The 22,609-nt window shown below is 62.2% G+C and carries 19 protein-coding genes and 1 tRNA gene; 17 read left to right on the forward strand and 3 right to left on the reverse strand.

The genetic code is table 11. The annotated features are described in order from the left end of the window. Nucleotides 1-138 precede the first annotated feature (138 nt). The 3 genes from rplU to cgtA all read left to right on the forward strand — a co-directional run bounded on the left by rplU (nt 139) and on the right by cgtA (nt 1,972). Nucleotides 139-459 (forward strand): 50S ribosomal protein L21, encoded by a 321-nt coding sequence (gene rplU, locus IFT58_RS11130; protein WP_188326509.1) that lies wholly within the window; start codon nt 139-141, stop codon nt 457-459. An 11-nt stretch (nt 460-470) separates the two neighbouring features. Continuing rightward, nucleotides 471-734, forward strand: coding sequence for a 50S ribosomal protein L27 (gene rpmA / locus IFT58_RS11135; RefSeq protein ID WP_188326510.1), 264 nt, complete (start codon nt 471-473; stop codon nt 732-734). 182 nt (nt 735-916) lie between these two features. Continuing rightward, complete coding sequence (cgtA, locus tag IFT58_RS11140) at nt 917-1,972, forward strand: Obg family GTPase CgtA (protein WP_188326511.1); 1,056 nt, start codon at nt 917-919, stop codon at nt 1,970-1,972. 1,146 nt (nt 1,973-3,118) lie between these two features. On the opposite strand, the gene rpsT is transcribed toward cgtA, so the two are convergent. Then, nucleotides 3,119-3,388: a 30S ribosomal protein S20 gene (gene rpsT, locus IFT58_RS11145; protein WP_042614258.1), complete on the reverse strand. Its 270-nt coding sequence runs from the start codon at nt 3,386-3,388 to the stop codon at nt 3,119-3,121. A 116-nt stretch (nt 3,389-3,504) separates the two neighbouring features. On the opposite strand from rpsT, the gene murJ reads away from it, so the two are divergent. The 9 genes from murJ (at nt 3,505) to IFT58_RS11190 (ending at nt 17,229) form a co-directional block, all read left to right on the forward strand. Then, the gene (gene murJ, locus IFT58_RS11150) at nt 3,505-5,097 is read left to right on the forward strand and encodes a murein biosynthesis integral membrane protein MurJ (protein WP_192095185.1); all 1,593 of its coding nucleotides are present in this window, start codon (nt 3,505-3,507) and stop codon (nt 5,095-5,097) included. Nucleotides 5,098-5,172: 75 nt separating this feature from the next. Next, nucleotides 5,173-6,120, forward strand: a complete 948-nt coding sequence (locus IFT58_RS11155; RefSeq protein WP_188326512.1) for a bifunctional riboflavin kinase/FAD synthetase — start codon at nt 5,173-5,175, stop codon at nt 6,118-6,120. Beyond that, on the forward strand, nt 6,117-8,948 hold the full coding sequence (gene ileS / locus IFT58_RS11160) for an isoleucine--tRNA ligase (protein ID WP_192094956.1): 2,832 nt from the start codon (nt 6,117-6,119) through the stop codon (nt 8,946-8,948). The genes IFT58_RS11155 and ileS overlap by 4 nt, the downstream gene beginning before the upstream one ends. After that, complete coding sequence (lspA, locus tag IFT58_RS11165; RefSeq protein WP_188326514.1) at nt 8,948-9,466, forward strand: signal peptidase II; 519 nt, start codon at nt 8,948-8,950, stop codon at nt 9,464-9,466. Before ileS ends, lspA begins: the two co-directional genes overlap by 1 nt. 34 nt (nt 9,467-9,500) lie before the next feature. Then, nucleotides 9,501-10,451: a 4-hydroxy-3-methylbut-2-enyl diphosphate reductase gene (ispH, locus tag IFT58_RS11170; protein WP_192094958.1), complete on the forward strand. Its 951-nt coding sequence runs from the start codon at nt 9,501-9,503 to the stop codon at nt 10,449-10,451. Nucleotides 10,452-10,648: 197 nt separating this feature from the next. Further along, entirely contained in the window at nt 10,649-12,850 is a 2,202-nt protein-coding gene (locus IFT58_RS11175; protein WP_192094959.1) for a metallophosphoesterase, read from the forward strand. A gap of 99 nt (nt 12,851-12,949) precedes the next feature. Further along, nucleotides 12,950-13,840: a hypothetical protein gene (locus IFT58_RS11180; RefSeq protein ID WP_192094960.1), complete on the forward strand. Its 891-nt coding sequence runs from the start codon at nt 12,950-12,952 to the stop codon at nt 13,838-13,840. A 266-nt stretch (nt 13,841-14,106) separates the two neighbouring features. Further along, nucleotides 14,107-15,990, forward strand: a complete 1,884-nt coding sequence (locus IFT58_RS11185; protein ID WP_192094962.1) for a M61 family metallopeptidase — start codon at nt 14,107-14,109, stop codon at nt 15,988-15,990. Between the two features lie 537 nt (nt 15,991-16,527). After that, nucleotides 16,528-17,229 carry a hypothetical protein gene (locus IFT58_RS11190; RefSeq protein WP_192094964.1) on the forward strand — a complete coding sequence of 234 codons (702 nt, stop codon included), beginning with the start codon at nt 16,528-16,530 and terminating at the stop codon, nt 17,227-17,229. 84 nt (nt 17,230-17,313) lie between these two features. Here IFT58_RS11190 and IFT58_RS11195 read toward each other — a convergent pair whose 3' ends face one another. Further along, nucleotides 17,314-18,282, reverse strand: a complete 969-nt coding sequence (locus IFT58_RS11195; RefSeq protein WP_192094965.1) for a hypothetical protein — start codon at nt 18,280-18,282, stop codon at nt 17,314-17,316. A 151-nt stretch (nt 18,283-18,433) separates the two neighbouring features. On the opposite strand from IFT58_RS11195, the gene IFT58_RS11200 reads away from it, so the two are divergent. The 3 genes from IFT58_RS11200 (at nt 18,434) to IFT58_RS11210 (ending at nt 20,532) form a co-directional block, all read left to right on the forward strand. Beyond that, nucleotides 18,434-18,509: transfer RNA gene (locus tag IFT58_RS11200), tRNA-Thr, on the forward strand. Between the two features lie 147 nt (nt 18,510-18,656). Then, the gene (locus IFT58_RS11205) at nt 18,657-19,439 is read left to right on the forward strand and encodes a hypothetical protein (protein ID WP_192094967.1); all 783 of its coding nucleotides are present in this window, start codon (nt 18,657-18,659) and stop codon (nt 19,437-19,439) included. Nucleotides 19,440-19,458: 19 nt separating this feature from the next. Then, nucleotides 19,459-20,532 (forward strand): hypothetical protein, encoded by a 1,074-nt coding sequence (locus IFT58_RS11210; protein ID WP_192094969.1) that lies wholly within the window; start codon nt 19,459-19,461, stop codon nt 20,530-20,532. Between the two features lie 190 nt (nt 20,533-20,722). On the opposite strand, the gene IFT58_RS11215 is transcribed toward IFT58_RS11210, so the two are convergent. Further along, a complete protein-coding gene (locus IFT58_RS11215; protein ID WP_192094971.1) occupies nt 20,723-21,010 on the reverse strand; it encodes a hypothetical protein in 288 nt (95 codons plus the stop codon). 133 nt (nt 21,011-21,143) lie between these two features. Here IFT58_RS11215 and IFT58_RS11220 point away from each other — a divergent pair, with 133 nt between their 5' ends. Next, nucleotides 21,144-21,671, forward strand: a complete 528-nt coding sequence (locus IFT58_RS11220) for a hypothetical protein (RefSeq protein ID WP_192094973.1) — start codon at nt 21,144-21,146, stop codon at nt 21,669-21,671. 107 nt (nt 21,672-21,778) lie between these two features. Further along, a complete protein-coding gene (locus IFT58_RS11225; RefSeq protein WP_192094975.1) occupies nt 21,779-22,468 on the forward strand; it encodes a DNA N-6-adenine-methyltransferase in 690 nt (229 codons plus the stop codon). Nucleotides 22,469-22,609: the final 141 nt, after the last annotated feature.

The following is a 22,609-nucleotide window of genomic DNA, read 5'->3' on the forward strand; positions in this document are numbered from 1 at the left end:
TGAAGGCCTTGTGCCGCCTGCGTTTGCGTGGCGTGGGGCTGGGTTGACCGGGGCAGGGGGCTCGCGTACAATTCCGCTCCTGTTTGCCCTCGATGGCAACAGCCAATAGACCACAATAACTACAAAGGAAGTCTGGTCATGTACGCAGTACTGGTCACCGGCGGTAAGCAATACCGCGTCGCGCAGGGCGAAAAGCTCCGCGTGGAAAAGCTCGAAGTCGAAGTCGGCAGCGAGATCAAGTTTGACAACATCCTGCTGCTCGGCGACAGCGATGGCATCAAGATCGGCGACGCCCTGAGCGGCGCTTCGGTCACTGCCACCGTCCTGTCCCAGGGTCGTGCCGACAAGATCCGGATCATCAAGTTCCGTCGTCGTAAGCACCACATGAAGCGCCAGGGTCACCGTCAGTACTACACCGAAATCGAGATCACCGGCGTTGCCGGTGGCAGCAGCAAGTAAGGAGATAGGTCATGGCACATAAAAAAGGCGTAGGCTCTTCGCGCAACGGTCGCGACTCCAACCCGAAATACCTCGGCGTGAAGATCTTCGGTGGCCAGGCCATCGACGCCGGCAACATCATCGTGCGTCAGCGCGGCACCCAGTTCCATCCGGGTACCGGCGTCGGCCTCGGCCGTGACCACACCCTGTTCGCCCTGGTGAACGGCAAGGTGGAGTTCTCGGTCAAGGGTCCGAACAAGCGTCGTACCGTCAGCGTGGTGTCGGTCGAAGCCTGATCCAGGCCTGGCTGGCAGCCCATGCTGGTCATGGGTTCGCTGCAGAAGAGCCCCGCTTCGGCGGGGTTTTTCGTTGAATGAAGTACCCGGCCCACCGCCCAGGTGGCCGTGCTCCGGCTGCGCCGGCGCGCTAGAATCCCAAGGCGACGGCAGGCTGCCGCGCCCATCGTAGGCATCGAAAAATGAAACTGGTAGACGAAGCAGAAATTGAAGTGTTCGCCGGCAACGGCGGCAATGGCTGTATCGGCTTCCGTCGCGAGAAGTTCATCCCGCTCGGTGGCCCCGATGGTGGCGATGGCGGCGGCGGTGGCAGCGTGTGGATCCGCGCCGACGAAAACCTGAACACCCTGGTCGATTTCCGCCATGACCGCATCTTCAAGGCGCAGCGCGGCGAGAACGGCATGGGCCGCCAGGCCTATGGCAAGGGCGGCGAAGACCTGATCATCACCGTGCCGATCGGCACGACGGTGACCAACGTGGCCACCGACGAAGTGATCGGTGACATGACCACACACGGTGATCGCCTGCTGGTGGCCAAGGGCGGCCGTGGCGGCCTGGGCAACATGCATTTCAAGAGCTCGACCAACCGCTCGCCGCGCCAGGCGCTGCCGGGCGAGCCGGGCGAAGAGCGCTCGTTGAAGCTGGAGCTGAAGCTGCTGGCCGACGTTGGTCTGCTGGGCTTCCCCAATGCCGGCAAGAGCACGCTGATCCGCGCGGTGTCGGCGGCAACGCCGAAGGTGGCCGATTACCCGTTCACCACGCTGTACCCGAATCTGGGTGTGGTGAAGGTGGAGAACTACCGCAGCTTCGTGATCGCCGATATTCCGGGCCTGATCGAAGGTGCGGCTGACGGTGCCGGCCTGGGTGCGCAGTTCCTGCGCCATCTGCAGCGCACCCGTCTGTTGCTGCATCTGGTGGACATTTCGCCAATGGAAGGCGGGGTGGAAATCTCGCCGGTGGAGCAGGTGCGTGCGATCGAGCGCGAGCTGGAACGTCACGATCCGGAGCTGCTGCAGAAGCCGCGCTGGCTGGTGCTGAACAAGGCCGACCTGATGTTCGAGGACGAGGCCAAGGCCGCGGCCGAGCAGATCATTGCGGATCTGGGCTGGAAGGAGCCGTGGTTCCTGGTGTCGGCGCTGGGTCGCGAGGGTACGTTCCCGGTGATGAGCAAGATCATGGCGTTCTTTGATCGCCAGAAGGAAGACGAGCAGCAGGCGCGTCACGCGGCTGGCGAGTAATCGTCTTCGTCTGGTTGGACGCGAAAAGCCCGGCTTCGGTCGGGTTTTTTCTTGGCTGTTGGTTGGCAGCGAACGGCGGAGCCCCTCGTGGTGGGTCGCGGACAGCGGTGTCCTGGGAGTGGGCCGGGCGGGAGGGGTTGGTGGGGGACGGCAAGGGCTGCATCCATGCGGGCCTCGTTTCGCGCCATCCATGGCGCTCAACGCCCCCACCAACCCCTCCCGCCCGGCCCTGACAGTCCGCGCGCGCGTCCCGCCACGTAAAAGAGAAAATGAAGAGCGGTAGCGCCGACCCATGGTCGGCGAGCGCAGCGGGCCGTTGGCGTGGACATTCCGCCGACCATGGGTCGGCGCTACCGGTGGCTCCGTTGACCCGTCTGGGGGAGGGAGCCCCTGAGTCAGCGTCGGCGCGCGCGTCCCGCCACGTAATGAAAAAAGAAAAGCGGTAGCGCGGACCCATGGTCGGCGAGCGTAGCGGGCCGTTGGCGGAAACATTCCGCCGACCATGGGTCGGCGCTACCGGTGGCTCCGTTGACCCGTATGGGGGAGGGAGCCCCTGAGCCAGCGTCGGCGCACGCGTCCCGCCACGTAATGAAAAAAGAAAAGCGGTAGCGCCGACCCATGGTCGGCGAGCGCAGCGGGCCGTTGGCGTGAACATTCCGCCGACCATGGGTCGGCGCTACCGGTGGCTGCGCTGACCCGTCTGGGGGAGAGGGCCCCTGAGTCAGTGTCGGCGCGCGCGGCCCGCCACGTAATGAAGAAAGAAAAGCGGTAGCGCCGACCCATGGTCGGCGAGCGCAGCGGGCCGTTGGCGGAAACATTCCGCCGACCCTGGGTCGGCGCTACCGACCCGCTTTTCTTTTTTTTTCCGTGGTGGGGCGCCGCAGAATTCCGGCAGGGCCGGGCGGTGGGGCTGGGTGGGGGCGTTGAGTGCCATGGATGGCACGAAACGAGGCCCGCAGGATGCGGCTTTTGCCGTCCCCCAGCCCAGCCCCACCGGCCGGCCCCAACCCAGGAACCCGACGCTTTACGCGACCCGCCACGAGGGGCTTCGCCGTTCGCTGCCAAATCACAGGCAACAAAAAACCCGGCCGGAGCCGGGTTTCAAGCAGCAACCTACACCCTGAGGGTGCAGGTAGCTTCGCCGGATCAGGCGGCCTTGAGGGCCTTGATGCGGGCGGTCAGGCGGCTCTTGTGACGAGCTGCCTTGTTCTTGTGGATCAGACCACGCGCGCTGAAACGATCGAGGATCGGCTGGGCAACGGTGAAAGCGGCTTCGGCGCCGGCTGCATCGTTGTTATCCAGAGCCTTGATCACTTTCTTGACAGCGGTGCGCAGCATCGAGCGCTGAGCCACGTTGCGCGCGTTGCGCACGACGGTCTGCTTGGCGCGCTTCTTGGCGGACTTGATATTGGCCACGGTGGTGGTTTCCTGAAAAATCGGTGTTATGGGAACAGCAAGCTAGCTAGTATGATGACTCGAGAAATGTACGTCAAGTCGATTGTCAAGAGGATGTTTGAGTGAGTTCACCCAAGATGCTGCGGGGCCTGCTGTCGTTCAGCAGCATGACAATGGTTTCGCGGGTGTTGGGGCTCGTTCGGGACACCGTCATCACCACGACTTTTGGTACGAACGCCACGACGGACGCGTTCTGGGTCGCCTTCAGGGTACCTAATTTCCTGCGCCGGTTGTTCGCCGAGGGCTCATTCGCCACCGCATTCGTGCCGGTGTTCACCGAGGTGAAAGAAACCCGCAGCCACGAAGAGCTGCGCGATCTGATGGCCCGGGTGGCTGGCACGCTCGCTGGCGTATTGATGGTGGTGACCGCGCTGGCGCTGATCTTCGCGCCGCAGTTGGCCAGCCTGTTCGCCAGTGGCGCCGATACCGATCCGGCCAAACAGGGCCTGCTGGTGGACCTGTTCCGGCTGACCTTCCCGTTCCTGTTCTTCGTTTCGCTGACCGCGCTGGCGGGCGGGGCGCTCAACAGCTTCCAGAAGTTCGCGATGCCGGCACTGACCCCGGTCATCCTCAACCTGTGCATGATCGTCGGCGCCCTGTGGCTGGCCCCGCGCATGGACGTGCCGATCCTCGCCCTGGGCTGGTCGGTGCTGGTGGCCGGCCTGCTGCAGCTGCTGTTCCAGTTGCCCTCGCTGAAGGGCATCAACCTGCTGACGCTGCCGCGCTGGGGCTGGCGCCATCCCGGCGTGCGCAAGGTGATGACGCTGATGATTCCGACGTTGTTCGGCTCGTCGGTGGCGCAGATCAACCTGCTGCTGGACACCGTCATCGCGGCCAAGCTGACCGATGGCTCGCAGTCCTGGCTGTCGCTGGCGGACCGCTTCCTGGAGCTGCCGCTGGGGGTGTTCGGCGTGGCGCTGGGGACGGTGATCCTGCCGGCACTGGCACGGCACCATGTCGGCACCGACCGCGCGGGGTTCTCCAATGCGCTGGATTGGGGCCTGCGCATGACCCTGCTGATCTCCATTCCGGCCATGCTGGGCCTGCTGCTGCTGGCCGAACCGCTGATCGCCACCATCTTCCAGCACGGTGAGTTCACCGCCTTCGATACCCGCATGACCGCGCTGGCGGTGTACGGCCTCAGCTTCGGCCTGCCGGCCTTTGCGCTGCTGAAGATCGTGCTGCCGGCCTTCTATGCGCGGCAGGACACGCGCACCCCGGTACGCGCCGGCATCGCCGCGCTGGTGGCCAACATGGTGTTCAACTTCGCCCTGTTGGCGGTGCTGTACCACGTGATGGTGCCGCAGGAGCTGCGCGCCCAAGGGGTGATGCAGGCGCTGGGGCAGCAGCCGGGCCTGCATCTGGCGCTGGGTATTGCCAGTGCGCTGTCCAGCTACCTGAATCTGGGGCTGCTCTGGTACTGGCTGGGCAAGACCGACGTGTACGAGCGCCGTCCGGGCTGGGCACGCTTCCTGGTCCGGCTGGGCGTTTCCTGTGCGGCCATGGTGGGCGTGCTGCTGGCCCTGCTGTACTGGCTGCCGGCGTTCTCGCCGATGGGCCTGTGGCAGCGGATCGGCGCGCTGTCGCTGCTGGTCGGGGCGGGCGGGGCGACCTATCTGGTGATGCAGGTGGCGCTGGGTCTGCGACCGCGCGACCTGCGCGGGCATTGATCGGCGGCCACGGCGGCTATACTTCATGGTTACCACAAAGGATCCAGCGGCCGGTGTCGGCCGCGAGCGGAGTTGATGACCAGCTTGTTTCGAAGCGTTGAGGGCGGGGCGTTGTTCCCGCACGGAAGCGTGGTCTGCATCGGTGCCTTCGACGGCCTGCATCTGGGCCACCGGGCGCTGGTGCGCCACGCCGTCGCCCGCGCGCGCGCGCTGGGCGTTGCCGCCGTGGCCGTGACCTTCGAGCCGCTGCCACGCGAGTTCTTCGCCCAGGGCACGCCACTGCCGCGACTCACGCTGGCGCGCGGCAAGGTGCAGATGCTGCGCGAGCTGGGCGTGGATGCGGTCGGCCTGCTGCGTTTCGATGCCGCCATGGCTGCCATGCAGGCCGAAGACTTCGTGCAGCGGCTGCTGGTGCAGCGGTTGTCGGCGCGTGAGGTGTGGATCGGGCCGGAGTTCCAGTTCGGCAACCGCCGTCGCGGCAACCTGGCGCTGCTGCAGGAGATGGGGGCCACGCTCGGTTTCCAGGCCAATGAGATCGAAGCGGTGGACCTGCGCGGTGAGCGCATTTCCAGCACCCGCATCCGCCAGTTGCTGTTGGCCGGTGAGTTCGGCCACGCCGCCGACCTGCTCGGCCGGCCCTATGCCATCAGTGGGCGGGTCGTGCGCGGCCGCCAACTGGGCCGCACGCTGGGCTATCCCACGGCCAACCTGCGCTACCCGAAGACGCCTGCGCTTTCGGGCATCTATGCCACCCTGGTGCACGGCGTGTTCGAGCAGCCGTGGCCGTCGGTCTCCAGCTTCGGCACCCGTCCCACCGTGGACGGCGTGGAGCCGCTGCTGGAAGCACACCTTTTCGATTTCCAGGGCGACCTGTACGGTCGGCATATCAACGTCGAGTTCGTGGCCAAGCTGCGCGACGAAGTGAAGTTCAATGATCTGGCGGCACTGACCGACCAGATGCACCGCGACGCCGAGCAGGCGCGCGCCCTCCTTTCCGAACATAGATTGCGAGCCACTGCGTGAGCCAGGATTACAAAGCCACCCTCCATCTGCCGGCCACCGAATTCCCGATGCGCGGCGACCTGCCCAAGCGCGAGCCGGGCATTCTGGCGCGCTGGGAAGAGCAGGGGCTCTACGCGCAGCTGCGCGAGAACGCCGCCGGCCGCCCGCTGTTCGTGCTGCATGACGGTCCGCCGTATGCCAACGGCCGCATCCATCTGGGCCATGCGGTCAACAAGATCCTGAAGGACATCATCGTCAAGTCGCGCTACCTGGCCGGCTTCGATGCGCCGTACGTACCCGGCTGGGACTGCCACGGCCTGCCCATCGAGATCGCGGTCGAAAAGAAGTGGGGCAAGGTCGGCGTGAAGCTCGACGCCGTCGAATTCCGGCAGAAGTGCCGTGAGTTCGCAGAAGAGCAGATTGAGATCCAGCGCGCCGACTTCAAGCGCCTGGGCGTGACCGGCGACTGGGACAACCCGTACAAGACGCTGAGCTTCGAGTTCGAGGCCAACGAGATCCGCGCCCTGTCCAAGATCGTGGCCAACGGCCATGTGGTGCGCGGTGCCAAGCCTGTGCACTGGTGCTTCGACTGCGGCTCGGCACTGGCCGAGGCGGAAATCGAGTACCAGGACAAGGTCTCGCCGACGGTGGACGTGGCCTATACAGCGCGTGATTCCAAGGCGCTGGCCGCGGTGTTCGGCGTGGAGCTGCCCGAAGGCGTGGAAGTGGCCGTGCCGATCTGGACCACCACCCCGTGGACCCTGCCGGCCTCGCTGGCGGTGTCGCTGGGTGCGGCCATCGAGTATTCGCTCGTCGAAGGTCCGGCCCACAACGGCGGCCGTCGCTGGCTGGTGCTGGCGACCGCGCTGGCGGGTCGTTCGCTGGCGCGTTACGGCGTGCAGGACGTGGTCAGCCACGGCCATGCCAACGGCGCGGCGCTGGAAAACCTGCTGCTGGCCCACCCGTTCTATGCCGAGCGCGATATCCCGCTGCTCAACGGCGAGCACGTGTCCGACGAAGACGGCACTGGTGCAGTGCATACCGCCCCCGGCCACGGCCAGGAGGATTACGCGGTAAGCCAGCAGTACGGTCTGCTGGATCGCTACCACGCCGGTGAAATCAACCCGGTGGATGGCGCGGGCGTGTACCTGCCGTCGACCCCGCCGGCGGGCGATGTCGTGCTGGCCGGCGTGCACCTGTGGAAGGCGCAGCCGCTGATCATCAACGTGCTGCGCGCGTCCGGCGCGCTGCTGGCGTTCGCCGAGATCACCCACAGCTACCCGCATTGCTGGCGCCACAAGAAGCCGGTGGTGTTCCGCGCGACGCCGCAGTGGTTCATCTCCATGGAGAAGGCGCGCCTGCGCGAAGATGCGCTGACCGCCATCGACAACGTGGGCTGGTTCCCGGCGTGGGGCAAGGCGCGCATCCAGAGCATGGTCGACGGTCGCCCGGACTGGTGCATCAGCCGCCAGCGCACCTGGGGCGTGCCGATCGCCCTGTTCACCCACCGCATCACCGGCGAGATGCATCCGCGCAGTGTCGAGCTGATGCAGGCCGTCGCCGACCGCGTGCAGGCCGAAGGCATCGACGTATGGTATTCGCTGGATACCGCAGAACTGCTGGGCGCTGAAGCGGCCGACTACGAGAAGGTCACCGACATCCTGGATGTCTGGTTCGACTCCGGCGTCACCCACGAAGGCGTGTTGCTGGCGCGTGGCTTCGGCAAGCCGGCCGATCTGTACCTGGAAGGCTCCGACCAGCACCGCGGCTGGTTCCAGTCCTCGCTGCTGACCGGCGTCGCCATTGATCGGCACGCACCGTACAAGCAGTGCCTGACCCACGGTTTCACCGTGGACGAGCACGGCCGCAAGATGTCGAAGTCGCTGGGCAACGGCATCGAGCCGCAGGACATCATGAAGAACCTGGGCGCGGACATCCTGCGCCTGTGGATCGCATCGGCCGACTACAGCAACGAAATGTCGCTGTCGCAGGAAATCCTCAAGCGCAACGCCGACGCGTACCGCCGCCTGCGCAACACCGCGCGCTTCCTGCTGGCGAACCTGGACGGATTCGATCCGGCCGTGCATCTGCGCCCGCTGAACGACATGGTCGCCCTGGACCGCTGGATCGTGCATCGCGCGTTCGAGCTGCAGGAGAAGATAAAGGCGGCCTACGAGCGCTACGACATGGCCGAGATCGTCCAGCTGCTGCTGAACTTCTGCAGCGTGGACCTGGGCTCGTTGTATCTGGACGTGACCAAGGACCGCCTGTACACCATGGCGGAAGACTCGCGCGGCCGCCGTTCGGCGCAGAGCGCGATGTATCACATCGCCGAAGCGTTCACCCGCTGGGTGGCACCGATACTGACCTTCACCTCCGACGAGCTGTGGGGCTATCTGCCGGGCAAGCGCAGCGCACACGTGCTGTTCGATACCTGGTACGAAGGGCTGGCCCCGCTGCCGGCCGATGCCGAGCTGACCGCTGCCGATTTCGACCAGCTGTTGGCCCTGCGCGAGCAGGTGTCCAAGGTGCTGGAACCGATGCGTGCCAACGGCGCCATCGGTGCCGCGCTGGAAGCGGAAATCACCGTCGCCGCCAGTGAAGAGCAGGCCGCGCGCTGGCAGCCGCTGGCCGAGGAACTGCGCTTCCTGCTGATCAGTGGTGACGTGCAGGTGCGCCCGGCCACCACCGACGAAGTGTTCGTCAGTGCGCAGCCGACCAGCAAGACCAAATGCGCACGCTGCTGGCACTTCCGCAGCGACGTGGGCAGCGTGCCCGAGCATCCGGAGATCTGCGGCCGCTGTGCCGACAACATCGACGGTGCCGGCGAAGATCGGCGGTGGTTCTGATGACCGCCGTCCGTCCGCGCCCGAACGCGCTCATCTGGCTGCTGCTGTCGGCGGTGGTCATCGTGCTGGACCAGTGGAGCAAGGCCTGGGTGCTGTCCAGCCTGCCCGAGTATCAGGCGGTGCCAGTCATCGATGGCTTCTGGAACTGGTTCCGCACCTACAACACCGGCGCGGCGTTCAGCTTCCTCAGCGACGCCGGTGGCTGGCAGAAGTACTTCTTCACCGTGCTGGCGATCGCCATCAGCGGCCTGATGGCGTGGTGGCTGTATGGCACCGCCCGCAGCAACTGGCGCAGCGCACTGCCGTTCGCGCTGGTGATCGGCGGGGCCATCGGCAACGTCATCGATCGCCAGGTGCATGGCCACGTGGTGGATTTCATCCAGTGGTACGTCGGTGACCACTACTGGCCGTCGTTCAACATCGCCGATGCGGCGATCGTGGTCGGCGCCATCGGTATCGCAGTGTTCGGCCTGTTCGAGGGCAAGCCGAGCAAAAAAGCGGATAATACGACCCCGTAACCCCCAGCCGGCTGACGCCGGGAGACGTTGATAGATGGATGTTCTGCTCGCCAATCCGCGTGGTTTCTGTGCAGGTGTCGATCGTGCGATCGAGATCGTCAAGCGCGCGATCGAAACGCTCGGCGCGCCCATCTATGTGCGCCATGAAGTGGTGCACAACCGTTTCGTCGTGGACGATCTGAAGAGCCGTGGCGCCATCTTCGTCGAGGAACTGGACGAAGTGCCGGACAACAATACGGTGATCTTCAGTGCGCACGGTGTGTCCCAGACCGTGCGTGCCGAGGCGGACCGTCGCGGGCTGAAGGTATTCGATGCCACCTGCCCGCTGGTGACCAAGGTGCACTTCGAAGTGGCCCGCCACTGCCGTGCCGGCCGTGACGTGGTGCTGATCGGCCACGCCGGTCACCCGGAAGTGGAAGGCACCATGGGCCAATGGAACCGTGAAGCCGGCACCGGCCAGATCTATCTGGTGGAAGACGTGGAGCAGGTGTCGACCCTGGTGCTGGACCAGCCGGAAAACTTTGCCTACACCACCCAGACCACGCTGTCGGTGGATGACACGCGCGGCATCATCGAGGCCCTGCGCGCCAAGTTCCCGTCCATGCAGGGCCCGAAGAACGATGACATCTGCTACGCCACGCAGAACCGCCAGGACGCCGTGCGCGACCTGGCCAAGCGCTGCGACCTGGTGCTGGTGGTGGGCTCGCCGAACAGCTCCAACTCCAACCGGCTGAGCGAACTGGCCCGCCGCGAAGGCGTGGAGTCGTACCTGATCGACGGCGCACACGAGATCGACCCGGCGTGGGTGCTCGGCAAGCAGCACATCGGCGTCACCGCCGGCGCGTCCGCCCCGCAGGTGCTGGTGGACGGCGTGCTCGCCCGCCTGCGCGAACTGGGCGCCGACGGCATCGGCGAACTGGACGGCGAACCCGAATCGATGGTCTTCGCCCTGCCGAAAGAGCTGCGCCTGCGCTTGGTCGACTGAGCGGTTCAATCATCTAATTTTCAAGCGAAATGCTCGGGTTTCCGGGCATTTTTTATGCAAAAGCGCGGAGGAAAAAAGTCTCCTTAATTTTCAAGGCGCACCAGTAAGCCAGTAGGTAGAATGTGCTTCAGTAAGTGTTGTGACCTTCTTGCAACAACTTTGCTGTCGATGAATGGACTTATTCAAAGGCTAATGATATGGAAATGACTGGGCGAGCACTGCATATTAGCGATCTGCACTATGGAATGGGCCATCAAGGCACCCTGATGCCGGCGTTCAAGGCGGTACTGTTCGATGATTTCAGGTTAATGGCTGAGGTGCATGGACCTTGGGATCTCGTCATATTTAGCGGTGACTTGGTTCAAAGTGGGAGTGCGAATGAATATCAGGCCTTAGAATATTTCCTAAGTGAGATTTGGGAGTGCTTCAATAGGATTGGTTTTCAGCCAAAGCTCTTTTGTGTGCCTGGAAATCACGATCTTGTTCGCCCTTCGTCAGGATCTCCTGTAGCGAAAGCGATGGCGCACTGGTGGGACGGAGCAGATGTTTCGAATGAGCTCTTTGATGCGCCTAGTGAGTACCGGCATCTAGTCGATAAGTCATTTTCCAACTACTCTGCTTGGCTTCAAAATACAAGAATCCCGCTTGTAACCTGCGTAAATGGAGTGTTGCCCGGCGATTCGATGGCATCCGTGGATATCAACGGCATCGCCATAGGGCTTGTCGGCTTAAATTCTTCTTGGCTTCAGATCCGTGGCGGCGATCTGAAGGGCGCGCTCCATGTAGACACGCGTCAGTTGCTCGGGGTCTGCGGCGATCCGGATGCGTGGTCGCGACAAAAAGATGTCACTCTCGTAGTCACTCATCACCCTGTTGATTGGCTACACCTCAACAGTCAAGCGGAGTGGCGCAGTGAGATTGATACGAATGGACGTTTCGATATGCATCTCTTTGGGCACATGCATGAGCCGGGTTTACATTCTAATCAGTCGGGGGGAGGGTCGAACCGGCGCGGACTGCAGGCCGCATCACTGTTCGGACTGGAGCAGGTTGGAGATAGGCGAATTGATAGGCGACACGGCTATTCGCTTATCTCTTTCTCGAAACGCGGGGATTCTGTAGATGCTTCAATTTTTCCGCGAACTGCGAGAGTTATACTCAGTGGAGAGCGACGCCTCGTGCCGGATGTGGATCTTGGGTTGGATCGAAATGATGCCATTCGGGTCGACATTCGATCTCGAGAGAGGGGAGGAAACGGCGCTGCGGACGGGATGCTTAACAAGGAACTAATTGATAAAATAGACTCGAATGTGCTTCTTGCAATTCGGCGAACCTTGCCTGAGAAAGGTGCGTGGGGTCAGGTCCGAAAGGCGGAGAGGGAGAGATCGGTCGCTTCTTTGCGCAGCGGCGAATGCCTATGGATGGTGGCCGAATGGGGCGTGGGGTTTGATACGTTCTTGGCTGTAATTGCCGCCGAGTTGGGTGTTGGCGGCATTTATTATGGGCTTGAGTGTGATGTTACCTCTAGGCGCCAGACAATCCTTCAAACAATTCAAGATAGGGCCGGGACGAGTTTGGAGGAGATATGCCTCGCACTCTCTACTCTTGATGCCTGCTTACTTGTCATTGATGACGTGCGAGAAGATATTAGCGGTGATGATGCTGTTGATTTTAGTGAAGTCTTGACTATTATTTCCGAATATTGTCCTAAGGTGAGACTGATAGTCAAGAGTCGGGTAAAGTCTCTGATCGCTCGATGTACTGAAGTGACAATTAAGGCGTTAGATGATTTCGATTCTGCTTTATATGTCCGAGCTTGGCAACAGGGTAAGTGCGCTCAGATTGATGAAGGAACCTTGGCGAGAATCCTGCGCCACGCGGATGGTGATCCGCGACGCTTGGATTCCTTGCTCGAGGATTTCGAAATGTTCGGGGTCGATGAATTGGCTGCTCTGAATCCCGATCTGGAAATGGAGGTTGGCACTCAAGCTGTTGGAGTATCACCTATAATAGCGTCCGAAATTCTTCGATTGCGTGCGAGTCCGGACTCAAAGAGATTGCTCGAGTTACTTCAAGTTTTGGCGATGTTTCCTCGCGGGGAGGCATTTGAATCTGTCAAGCGCTTCAATGGAGCGATGGGGTTTCATCCGAAGTACGCGAAGGAGCTTCGTCGTCTCGCGCTTCTAGAGACTGCTGAAGTTGCTTCTCTGTCTGGTCAAACGGATAAGGTGCTGCTCGTGCCTGTCCCAGTCCGTGAGGCAGTGTATGAAGAGATGAGTTCGGACTTGTTCAATCGACTTTCGCTTAAAGTCGTGAACCTATACTTCGGTGAGGACTGGGGTGCCAAGGGTCTCAAGGCATCTAAAGTTAGATTTGATGATGGAAACTGCAGTGCATGAAAGATCAGTAATGCCTCGGCGATGATTCACAGGGTGGTCCGGATAGCATCTTCAGGTGAAGATAAGCGAGCTATAGATTCTTCGAATCGTCTCTGCTTTATGTATGCAAAGGCACTTGAGATGGGGGACCACCACCGCTCCTGTGCCGATTTCATAGGTGACGTGTTGCCGCTTATCTCGAGGGATTGCGAACAAAAAAAGCGCGATGACATGTCGTTGATTCTATGTAAATCTTTAAGGATGGCCGGCCGTTACAGAGAATCTGTTGAAATTGTTGAATCGGTGGACCTTGATAGAGTTTCAAACGTAGATAGGATGTCTTTTCTGTACTCTTATGCGGAGGCGCTTTTCAATCTGGATAGAAAGGCAGAGGCGTCCATTGCTGCCAAGAAGATAATCGAAAGTTCTCCGAAAGCAGGCGTGGCGCTACAGGCTAGGGCGCTTCTTGTGACGATTGATGATGAAGATGATAGTGATGATCGCCTTGAGGCAATTGAGAAAAGGGCGCGGCGTAATAAGCACACGATGGTTGCGCGTAATGTTGCAATCTCCCGTTCCGGTTCCATGCGCTTCGAAGATGCGGTGAAGGCACTTCGAGCGGTTCAGATTGAGGCGCAGAGCGAGCGAGATGCCCACAACTGTGTCCGCGCAAGCATCCGGTTGGCAAAGCTATTGCTAAAGCAGGACCGCGACGTCGATATATTGACGTACAGGCTTCTCTTAGACGGGTACCATATGCTCCACGCAGATGGTTCTAACACGCTGTTTGACAGTATAACGTCAGTGCTGTGGGATATATTCGAACGGCGTAGTGATTTTCTAAACCAGGTTAGTCTTTTCAGGCATAGTTCGTTGCGCTGGAGGCTGCGAAGTGACGCAAAAGCGGAGGAGGTTTATGTTAAAAGGCTCCCCGCGTTAGTTGACAGACTTCGAATTCAAGGCGCTCATGAGCATTTTGAGGTTGTATACGTGCTATCTAGATTTAACTAGAGCTGGGCGCTAGATAGGATCTTCCAAGGGCCCGCCGTTCCATTCTGCCCTCGCGTGGCGCACTAATTGCCTACGCTGGGTGAGCGAGAGAGGGGCGCACGTCGCCCCTTGATATGCTTGAACGGTAAGGCAGGGGGCTTTCTGTTGCTTTTGAACCAGATGCACTTTGCCCAATCCGGCTAACCGGCCTTCCATGACCTTTGGCCATGGGGCAGGGCACGCCCGCAGGCCTAGCATCAAGCATCCCCGCCTGCTGGAACCGCCCCATGACACCCCGTGCGCTGGCCCTGTCCGTCCTGCTTTCCCTGGCGGCGACGCCCGCCTTTGCCCAGCCTGCGCCCGCGACCCCCATCGCCGCCCCCGGCATGCTGCGCATCGACGTCGACGCACGCGACCTGGACCGGCGCATCTTCAAGGTCACCGCCACCGTTCCGGCCAAGCCCGGCCCGCTGACCCTGCTGTACCCGCAGTGGCTGCCCGGCAACCATTCGCCCAGCGGCCCCATCGACAAGCTCGCCGGCCTGCAGATCACCGCCAACGGACAGCCACTGAAATGGCAGCGTGACCAGTACAACGTCTACGCGTTCAAGGTGGACGTGCCCGCAGGCGCCAGTGAAGTCGTTGCTCACTTCAATTACCTGTCATCGCAGGGCGGCAGCCAGGGCCGCGTAGTGATGACGCCGGAAATGCTCAACCTGCAGTGGAACGTGAACTCGCTGTATCCCGCCGGCGTGAACATCCAAGGCCTGCAGGCGCAGACCACCGTCACCCTGCCGCCGGGTTGGTCCTACGCCACCGCGCTGGACACCGAGCGCCGCGACGGCGATACCGTAGTGTTCAAGCCGATCAGCTACGACCATCTGGTGGACTCACCGCTGTATGCCGGCGCGCATTTCCAGCGCTTCGATCTGGATCCCGGCGCGAAGCAGCCGGTGCATCTGAATGTCTTCGCTGACGACGCCAAGTCACTCTACGCCAGTGAAAAGCAGCTCAACGCACACCGCGCCCTGGTCCAGCAGATGGACAAACTCTACGGTGCGCGCCACTTCAATCATTACGAGTTCCTGCTGGCCCTGACCGACAAGCTCGGCGGCATTGGCCTGGAACATCACCGCTCCAGCGAAAACAGCGCCGACGTCGGCTACTTCACCGAGTGGGACAAGAATTGGTGGGCACGCGATCTGCTGCCGCATGAGTACAACCACTCGTGGAACGGCAAATACCGCCGCGGTGCAGACCTGGCGACCGCAGACTTCAATACCCCGATGGGCGACAGCCTGCTGTGGGTGTACGAAGGGCAGACGCAGTTCTGGGGCCAGGTGCTGGCGGCGCGCTCCGGCCTATGGAGCACCGATCAGGCGCGCGACATGCTGGCCAACGTGGCGGCGACGTTTGATCGGGGTCGTCCCGGATTGGCGTGGCGCCCCTTGCAGGACACCACCAACGATCCGACCATCGCACAGCGCCGCACGCTGGCCTACCGCAATTACCAGATGAGCGAGGACTACTATTCCGGCGGACAGATGCTGTGGCTGGAAGTAGACGGCAAGCTGCGTGCGCTGAGCGGCGGCAAGCGCGGCCTGGACGACTTCGCCAAGGCGTTCTTCGGCATGGACAACGGCAACTGGGACGTCAACCCGTACACCTTCGATGACGTGGTGGCCACGCTCAACGGCATCGCCCCCAATGACTGGGCGAGCTTCCTGCGCGAGCGCCTGGACGGGCATGGATCGTTGATTGGCGGCTTGGAAATGGCCGGCTGGAAACTTGTCTACCGCGATACGCCGAACGACGCCTTCAAAGCACAGGAGACCCGCGCCAAGGCCGCGCTGCTGACGTATTCCATCGGCGCCACCGTCACCGATGCCGGCGTGGTCGGCGATGTGGTGTGGGACAGCCCCGCGTTCAACGCAGGCTTGGCCCCGGGCATGACCGTGATCGCAGTAAACGGGCGCGAGTACAAAAGCGAGCGACTGAAGGACGCGGTGGCCGGATCCAAGGATCAGAAGGCACCGATCACCCTGCTGGTGAAGAACTTTGATCGCGTGATGCCGATCAGCATCGATTACCACGGCGGCGCGCTGTACCCGGCGCTGGAGCGCATCCCCGGCACCCGCGATGGGCTGGCTGCGCTCTGGAAGGCCCGCTGATCCGGCGCGCGGCACGCACCCCCGCACCCGCGGCTCCGCGTGCCCTGAACGCACCTGCGCCCGGCACGTCGACCTCATGCGGCCCCGTGCGCACACCCGGTAGCGCCGCGCCATGCTCGGCGGAAGCCTTCCCCCCATCCCGAACGCCGACGGCACTGCCCTCAGATAATCCGATGCCCAGCGACACCGGCATCCACTATCTACATCACGACCGCACCTTGCCCCGCCAACTGCCACGCGCTACGTTCCTTCGGCAAACATGAGGGCTGCCGCAACCCGGTAGCGCTTGAAGCTGATCCACCCGCAGGAGCGAGGCACCAAATGAAAAGGAAGGCAGGAATCGCAGGATGCGCAGTGCTCGTAGCCGCCATCGCTACAACGCTCTGGCTGTGGCGTGGAAACTCGGATGACGTAGCGCCACCATCAAGCCCTCAGGCAGCCGCCTTCAGCAACGCGCCAGCCCGGCCCAGCCCAGTGCCGTCGCCCGCAACGACCCAGCACCTGCAAGCAGCCCGGTTCCCTGCCTACGATCCGTCCATGCGAAAGGCAGTGGGCCCGAAGGCTTACAGCATCCAGCGGGAGACGGCGTGGCGAGCCCCCGGCGATGCACGGCAGCAGGTGCTGGCGCTGAAGCGGCGATCAGATGCAGGGGAGAGCTTGGCCAGCTACGAAATCGAACTGATCGTGCGGGACTGCAGAAACCTGATCAACGGCAATCCGGAGGAAGCCTGGCAGGCCCTGCAACGCGCGGGCATGCGTCCCGATCCCAATCACCTGAGCAGACTGGAGATCGGTCTGGGCGAGTGCGCGGCATTGAGCCAGGATCCTACGCTTTACGACGCGCCGTGGCTGGCGCGTGCAGCGGAACAGGGCTCGGTAGAGGCGCAGTTGCTCTACAGCATCGACATCGAAGCGGTGATCGGGCCCGCATCGACCTTGACCGGGCGCGATGATGAACTGCAGGCGTGGCGGCAGACCTCGCTCCGCTATCTGCATGCCCTCGCCGACGACGGCAACGTCGACGCGCTTTCTGCACTGGCGAGTGTTTACGACAACGGCTTCAACGTTGCCCGCGATCCAGTCGCCGTGCACGCTTATCGCCACGTGCTCAGCCGCCTCGATCCGCGGTACATCGACGAAACCACGCTGGCGCGCGAACGGCGGGCACTGGCCCCGGAGCAGCAGCAGAAGGCAGCCGATCAAGCCGATGCAATCTACAAACGATGTTGCTCCCTATAGGTGAAGGCCCCGCACCCTGGCATCGCCAAGCCATGCGCGGCGAGCCGGATCCTGACCGCTAAGACCCCGCCGCCGCCCACCGATTCACCACCCCACCGCCTGCACACGCTGCGGATCCTTGGGGTCGTAAAGGATATCCATCGTCTCCCGCGGGATCTTCGCCAGGTCAATCAACGGCACATAGCGTCGAATCACCGCGCGTTGCGCCCGACCCGCCACATCAGTGAAACCCAGCTGGAACTCCACCTGCGGCTGCTCATTGAAGAACGCGCCGGTCTGCCGCACCTCCGCGATGCTCGCCACCGTACCCACGCCCCGATACTTCAATGCGTTGCCGGCCGCATCGGCCTGCAGCCGACGCAACAACAAACGTACGCCAACAACGAACGCGCACAGCACCAGCGGACTGGTCAGCAGCGGATGCCCCAAGCTGAGAAATGTCCAGCCCAAGCCGTCGTTCTGCAGGTGCCACGCCACGCCGTACGCGCTCGCGACCAGTGCCATGAAGAACACGCCGATCGCCGCGCGCAGCCACAATGTGCCGTGGTTGATCTCCGGCGCGCCACCCTCCAGCGACATATTGGGATAGGCGCCGGGCGAGCGGCTGAGCCGGGCAGGCAGCGTGCGGCCGACCTCGTAGCGCTGCTGCATCGGCTTGCTGTCCACCAGCACGAGCTCATCGGTGATGGGCGTGCCGGACAGATTCTCGAATGCCAGGCGCAGCCGCAGCTGTGGGAAGCCGTCGACGGTGCCGGGCAAGGAAACCACCTGCTCGATGCGTGCGTTGCGTGGCTCACCGTAGGTCAGGATGTCGCGCATCCGCCGTACAGAGCGCACCCCGGCGAGCACCAGCGTGTCCACATAGACGTACAGCAGGACCAGCCACAGGCTGAGGGAGGTCACCAGGAGTGTCATCGCCCACCCGGGCGGAGAGCGGCTTTCCAGCGGGACGGGGTAGCTGGCCTGCTCATACATCATCACCGGCAAGCCGATGGCGAACATCAGCGCGAAGAACAGCAGGAACGCGCCCCAGAACCAGAGTGGATTTTTCACGGCCATGTGAGGGGAGTACAGGGGAGGGCAGGGTACTACAGGGGTGTCAGGCCCTTGTCGGGATTGGCTTTTGGGACCGTCTGGCGGATTGGGCAGGATGAGCACGCGCGCATTGACCGCTTTCCGGACACGCTTTAGAATTGCCAGCTCAGCCGGAATAGCTCAGTTGGTAGAGCGGCGCATTCGTAATGCGTAGGTCGTAGGTTCGATTCCTATTTCCGGCACCAGATTTAAGCTAACAAGTTGTAAGAAAGTATCGAAAAATCAAGGGGTTGGCCGGGTTTCCGTCCAGCCCCTTTTTTCATGCCCTCCCGGTCCGTCCCGGGAAAAGCAGGGATTTCCAAGGACCGTTTTTCCCATCATTTTCCCCGCTTATGACCGGAATGCTGCCAATCCTGCGCGTCATGTTCCCCGACAAACCGCTCTTGTCGGTCGAAGACGTGGCACGTGTTCTCAACAAGACGGGGGCGGGCGGTTACGAACAAACCCGAGAACAGCTGGCCGCCGGCGTCATCGTTCCAGGTCTGCGCAAGCTCGGCGGCAGTTGGTTGGTTCCGGTGACGGCACTCGCTGATGCGCTGGACGGCTTGGTTGACGGAAACACTGCTGGGTTGGCTGTCCCCAAGCCGTTGCCCACAAGACACACGGTCACCCGGGCCAACCCCATTGTTCCCCGAAAGGGCGGACGGGTTCCCGATCGGGTCAAGTCTATGGCGCTGGCCGACATGACATCCCTTTCCCTTGCGATGGCCACTCATCAATCGGTCGAGTTCTGGCACGAGGTGCTGGCTTTGCTGGATTACGCCGTGGAACAGCCTGCGTTGATCCTCGCGCCCAGTGATGTCTTCGCCGAGCTCCAACCATGGGTGCGGCAGAACGCGCGAGTGGTGGGGCACGCGCACCTCCTACCGGTGAAAGAGCGTGACCAGGCGTTGGATACGGGCGAGGTCTGGGAAGCGATCTTGCCTGACGCGTTGCTGGAGCCGTGGATCAGTGTCGAGGCGCGCGATCCCTTCGATGACGCCATGAAGGACGCGCTAGCTGCCTTCCAGGGTGCCCAAGCCCACGCACGAAACCAGGACCGGGCTCGGGGGCTGGAGGACAGGCTGCCACCCGCCACGGCGGCAGAAAGCACGCGCAAACCGTTCCGCTTCTAACCACGGAGAGAAGTGCGTTATGTCATTGGACTCAAAGCAGGAAGCGCTGAACAAGCTGATCGAACGCTACGGCAATACCTGCGGTTGGAACAACCCTCTGTTCGAGAGCGGCCATGGCGTGGCCTGGGAACGGCTCATCAAGGATGTTGAAAACCTCGCGGAGGCGGATCAGCCAGCCCTTAAAGCCGAAAAGGCGTGGGTGGCTGCCGAGGAAGCGTTGGCAGAAGCCATCCAGAAGCATTCCGCGGTCGGTTCAGACCACGTCGATCACACGAATGCACGCGTGGAAGCTTGCCGGCTAGCGCTGAGAAGGGCGAAGCAGCGGGCCGAGAAGTTGGGCAAATCGCCGACCCGCCCAAAACCTTGGACTTCGGCGGAAGCAGCAGGGTTGCTCAACTTGTCGCAGAAAGTCTTTCGGGAGTTTGCGAAAGGCGGCAGTCCCACGGGCCCGTTGCTCCCGGACGACCGAACCCACGCCGCGATTGGCATCGCTCGATTGCTGGAATGGGCCGATGCTCATCCCCGGCTTCGCCGCTGGCGTGAAAGCCGGGAAACCGGCAAGCCATTGGGGCAGCGCGTGCCGATGCCGCCCCAAACACGGTTCAAGGTCGTGCAGGAGGTCCAAGTGGATTTTTCCCTGATCGAAGGCAAAGTCTCTTCCTTGGACTTGTCGAAGTGGAGTGAGGAAGAGCGAGAAATGTTTCTGCACATCTGGCGATCCAAAGCCGGAGCGTTGCAGGTGGACGAGCGAGGCATCGCGATGCTCCAGACGGCGACCTTGCCTCACGTGCTACAGCAGCCTTGGGCCGACCAGGTGCTTAAAGATGTGTGGGTGAACCAATACACAAAAACGCTGGGAGACATCCAAAGTGAGCTCCAAGCGCACTTTGCCCAAGTCCAAGGCGCGATCCCCCATCTTGCCCTCGAAGAGGGGAGGGAGGACGGTGAAGACGCTTACCAGACGTTGGTGAAGCAATGGACCGATGCGAGCCGGGAGCTTGCCGGGCAGATGAGCGAGGTGCGCGCCGCGATCTTGGACGTGACCCTCCCGCCGGCCCAACCTCGCCGCAAGCCGCCGCCTTTTCGCTTCTGAAGCCAGAGGCGAGAGGCGAGAAGCAAGTAGCAAGAACGCGGCGGCTGCTCGCCGCCCAAAGGCGTGGTGGAGAAAGTCGAGAGGGCCGCGGCTCCCGCCGCAGCCTTGGAGCTCATGCACCTGCCCCGGTAGACCAGGGCTTTTTTGTGCGTGTCAGCCGGGCAAAGGGGGAGCTCCCCCTTTTAGCCCATCACTGCGTCCGGATCGGGGGATTCTGTTCCCACACCAACACGGACCCGCCGCCATGCTCCCGATCATCCTCCAGCTTGACCCCGCCGTCGCCCGTCATCATCGGGCCTTCCTCACCCCACAGGCATTGGCGGATGTCCTCGCAGATGCGCTCCCGCAGGCCTTGGCCCAGTTCGACGAAGGTGTAAGCCCCGTCGCCATGGTGGCCTGCGGCGACCTGACGGGCCTTCAGGCCTATCAGGTCCTCACCCTGCAGATCGCCACCTTGGATCGCTTCTTGGGCGCTCACGAAGCCGCCAGCGTTTGATTGCCTGGCACGGCTAGAGAAATCCTCAGCCGAGATCGGCCCACCCAAACCCATCTTCGTGAAACGCGGCCTCCTGACCGTGCCAGCGAAGCTATGCCTGAAAAAAGGAAACCCCATGAAGCGTCTTTACCTTGTCTCCATCTCTTTCCAGGTGGACGTTACCTACCTTATCCCGCTGCGTGGCACCACTCCCGATGGAGTGGTCAACGAGCTGCTCGCACTTGATCCCAAGCTGGCTGCGAAGCGGCTGAAGAAGAGGGCCGACTATTTCGCCACGGGAATGGATCGCTGCTTGTGCGCCGGACTGAAGGGAGAAATCTTGAAGGAGGTTCCTGAGCGCTCTTTTGACCGTGCGAATGAGATCTCTATGCCGCGTGGCTTGCACGCCTGGCCTCGCGCGGTGCATGTGAACGGCCACGGCTTGGCCAGCAAAACCTTCGAGTTCAAAGCAGCGTCCTTGAAGGACGCGCTCGATCAGTTCGATCTCGTCGCTCCGGTTGATCTTGAGTATGCACCGTGGAGCATCTGGGGGATTGGTCTGGACCCTGATCTCTCCGCCGATGGTCATCCGGGATGGACCCCGGAGGTAGAGGAAAGTGACTTGGATGACATCGGATACGCGCTGGAAACCACGCTGCGCTGACCTTTATCTCTTGGACCTACTCGCAACGGCGTCGCGCCATGAGCTCGCGTCGTCTCATCTGAACTCGCGGACCGACCGCGTGCATCGCTCGCATCTGGAGACCCTAAATGAACCCGACTTTGTGCACCCCCGAGACCTCCTCCCTGCGTCTTCCCAACCATCGTAAGAACACATCGGTCCCTCGCGCCACCAAGCTTGCTGCCGCCACGGTCGGTTACGACCGCCTGCCGGCCGCGGAGAGCACCGACACCTGGCTCACTCCGCCGGAGTTGATCTGGGGCAGCCCCAAGGACGGCTACAGCGGCCTTGGTCCATTCGATCTCGATCCGTGCACGCCTGAGGAAGGCATGCCGTGGCCCACGGCGTCTCAGATGCTGAAGCCGAGCGATGACGGCCTGGCGACGCTTTGGCCCGAGGACGCTTTCGTTTTCATGAACCCGCCGTTCGGTCGGGGGCAGGATGCCTGGATGGAAAAAATGGCCAATCATCCGGGCGGCGGAATCGCGCTGGTGTTCGCTCGGACGGAAACGCTTTGGTTCCAGAGGTTCGTGATCAATCACCCGAATGTCAGCGCGCTGGTATTTCAGCAGGGCCGCCTGAAGTTCCACCGGGCAAATGGCGAGGTTGGAAATGCGCCGCCCGCAGGCCCGGCTTGGATTGCATACGGGGATGAGGGCGCCCGTCGTCTGAAGCATGCAGTGAAAGAAGGGTTGATCCGCGGAACCTGTCTTGAGCTGGACTTCGCACGCGTGGGCCCGGTGACGGCAGCTGACCTTGGGGCGGCCAACGAAGAGTAAAACGGTTAAAGGGATCAGGCCGGAGGCCAGCCCTCTCACTTCCAAGGCCGTTTTTGCTTTAGCCGCATTTGCTCTTGCCTTTTCCTAACAGGTAACAAGCGCGTGTTACCCCCTTGTTACCCGTGGAAGCCTTGTGCCATA

Source organism: Stenotrophomonas sp. CFBP 13718 (assembly GCF_014842145.1).
Classification (GTDB): Bacteria; Pseudomonadota; Gammaproteobacteria; order Xanthomonadales; family Xanthomonadaceae; genus Stenotrophomonas.

What these genes read in the sequence shown, in the direction of transcription:
- rplU (WP_188326509.1), top strand. Translation starts at nt 139, where the DNA reads ATGTACGCAGTACTGGTCACCGGCGGTAAGCAATACCGCGTCGCGCAG.
- rpmA (WP_188326510.1), top strand. Translation starts at nt 471, where the DNA reads ATGGCACATAAAAAAGGCGTAGGCTCTTCGCGCAACGGTCGCGACTCC.
- cgtA (WP_188326511.1), top strand. Translation starts at nt 917, where the DNA reads ATGAAACTGGTAGACGAAGCAGAAATTGAAGTGTTCGCCGGCAACGGC.
- murJ (WP_192095185.1), top strand. Translation starts at nt 3,505, where the DNA reads ATGCTGCGGGGCCTGCTGTCGTTCAGCAGCATGACAATGGTTTCGCGG.
- IFT58_RS11155 (WP_188326512.1), top strand. Translation starts at nt 5,173, where the DNA reads ATGACCAGCTTGTTTCGAAGCGTTGAGGGCGGGGCGTTGTTCCCGCAC.
- lspA (WP_188326514.1), top strand. Translation starts at nt 8,948, where the DNA reads ATGACCGCCGTCCGTCCGCGCCCGAACGCGCTCATCTGGCTGCTGCTG.
- ispH (WP_192094958.1), top strand. Translation starts at nt 9,501, where the DNA reads ATGGATGTTCTGCTCGCCAATCCGCGTGGTTTCTGTGCAGGTGTCGAT.
- IFT58_RS11175 (WP_192094959.1), top strand. Translation starts at nt 10,649, where the DNA reads ATGGAAATGACTGGGCGAGCACTGCATATTAGCGATCTGCACTATGGA.
- IFT58_RS11180 (WP_192094960.1), top strand. Translation starts at nt 12,950, where the DNA reads ATGTATGCAAAGGCACTTGAGATGGGGGACCACCACCGCTCCTGTGCC.
- IFT58_RS11185 (WP_192094962.1), top strand. Translation starts at nt 14,107, where the DNA reads ATGACACCCCGTGCGCTGGCCCTGTCCGTCCTGCTTTCCCTGGCGGCG.
- IFT58_RS11190 (WP_192094964.1), top strand. Translation starts at nt 16,528, where the DNA reads ATGCGAAAGGCAGTGGGCCCGAAGGCTTACAGCATCCAGCGGGAGACG.
- IFT58_RS11205 (WP_192094967.1), top strand. Translation starts at nt 18,657, where the DNA reads ATGACCGGAATGCTGCCAATCCTGCGCGTCATGTTCCCCGACAAACCG.
- IFT58_RS11210 (WP_192094969.1), top strand. Translation starts at nt 19,459, where the DNA reads ATGTCATTGGACTCAAAGCAGGAAGCGCTGAACAAGCTGATCGAACGC.
- IFT58_RS11220 (WP_192094973.1), top strand. Translation starts at nt 21,144, where the DNA reads ATGAAGCGTCTTTACCTTGTCTCCATCTCTTTCCAGGTGGACGTTACC.
- IFT58_RS11225 (WP_192094975.1), top strand. Translation starts at nt 21,779, where the DNA reads ATGAACCCGACTTTGTGCACCCCCGAGACCTCCTCCCTGCGTCTTCCC.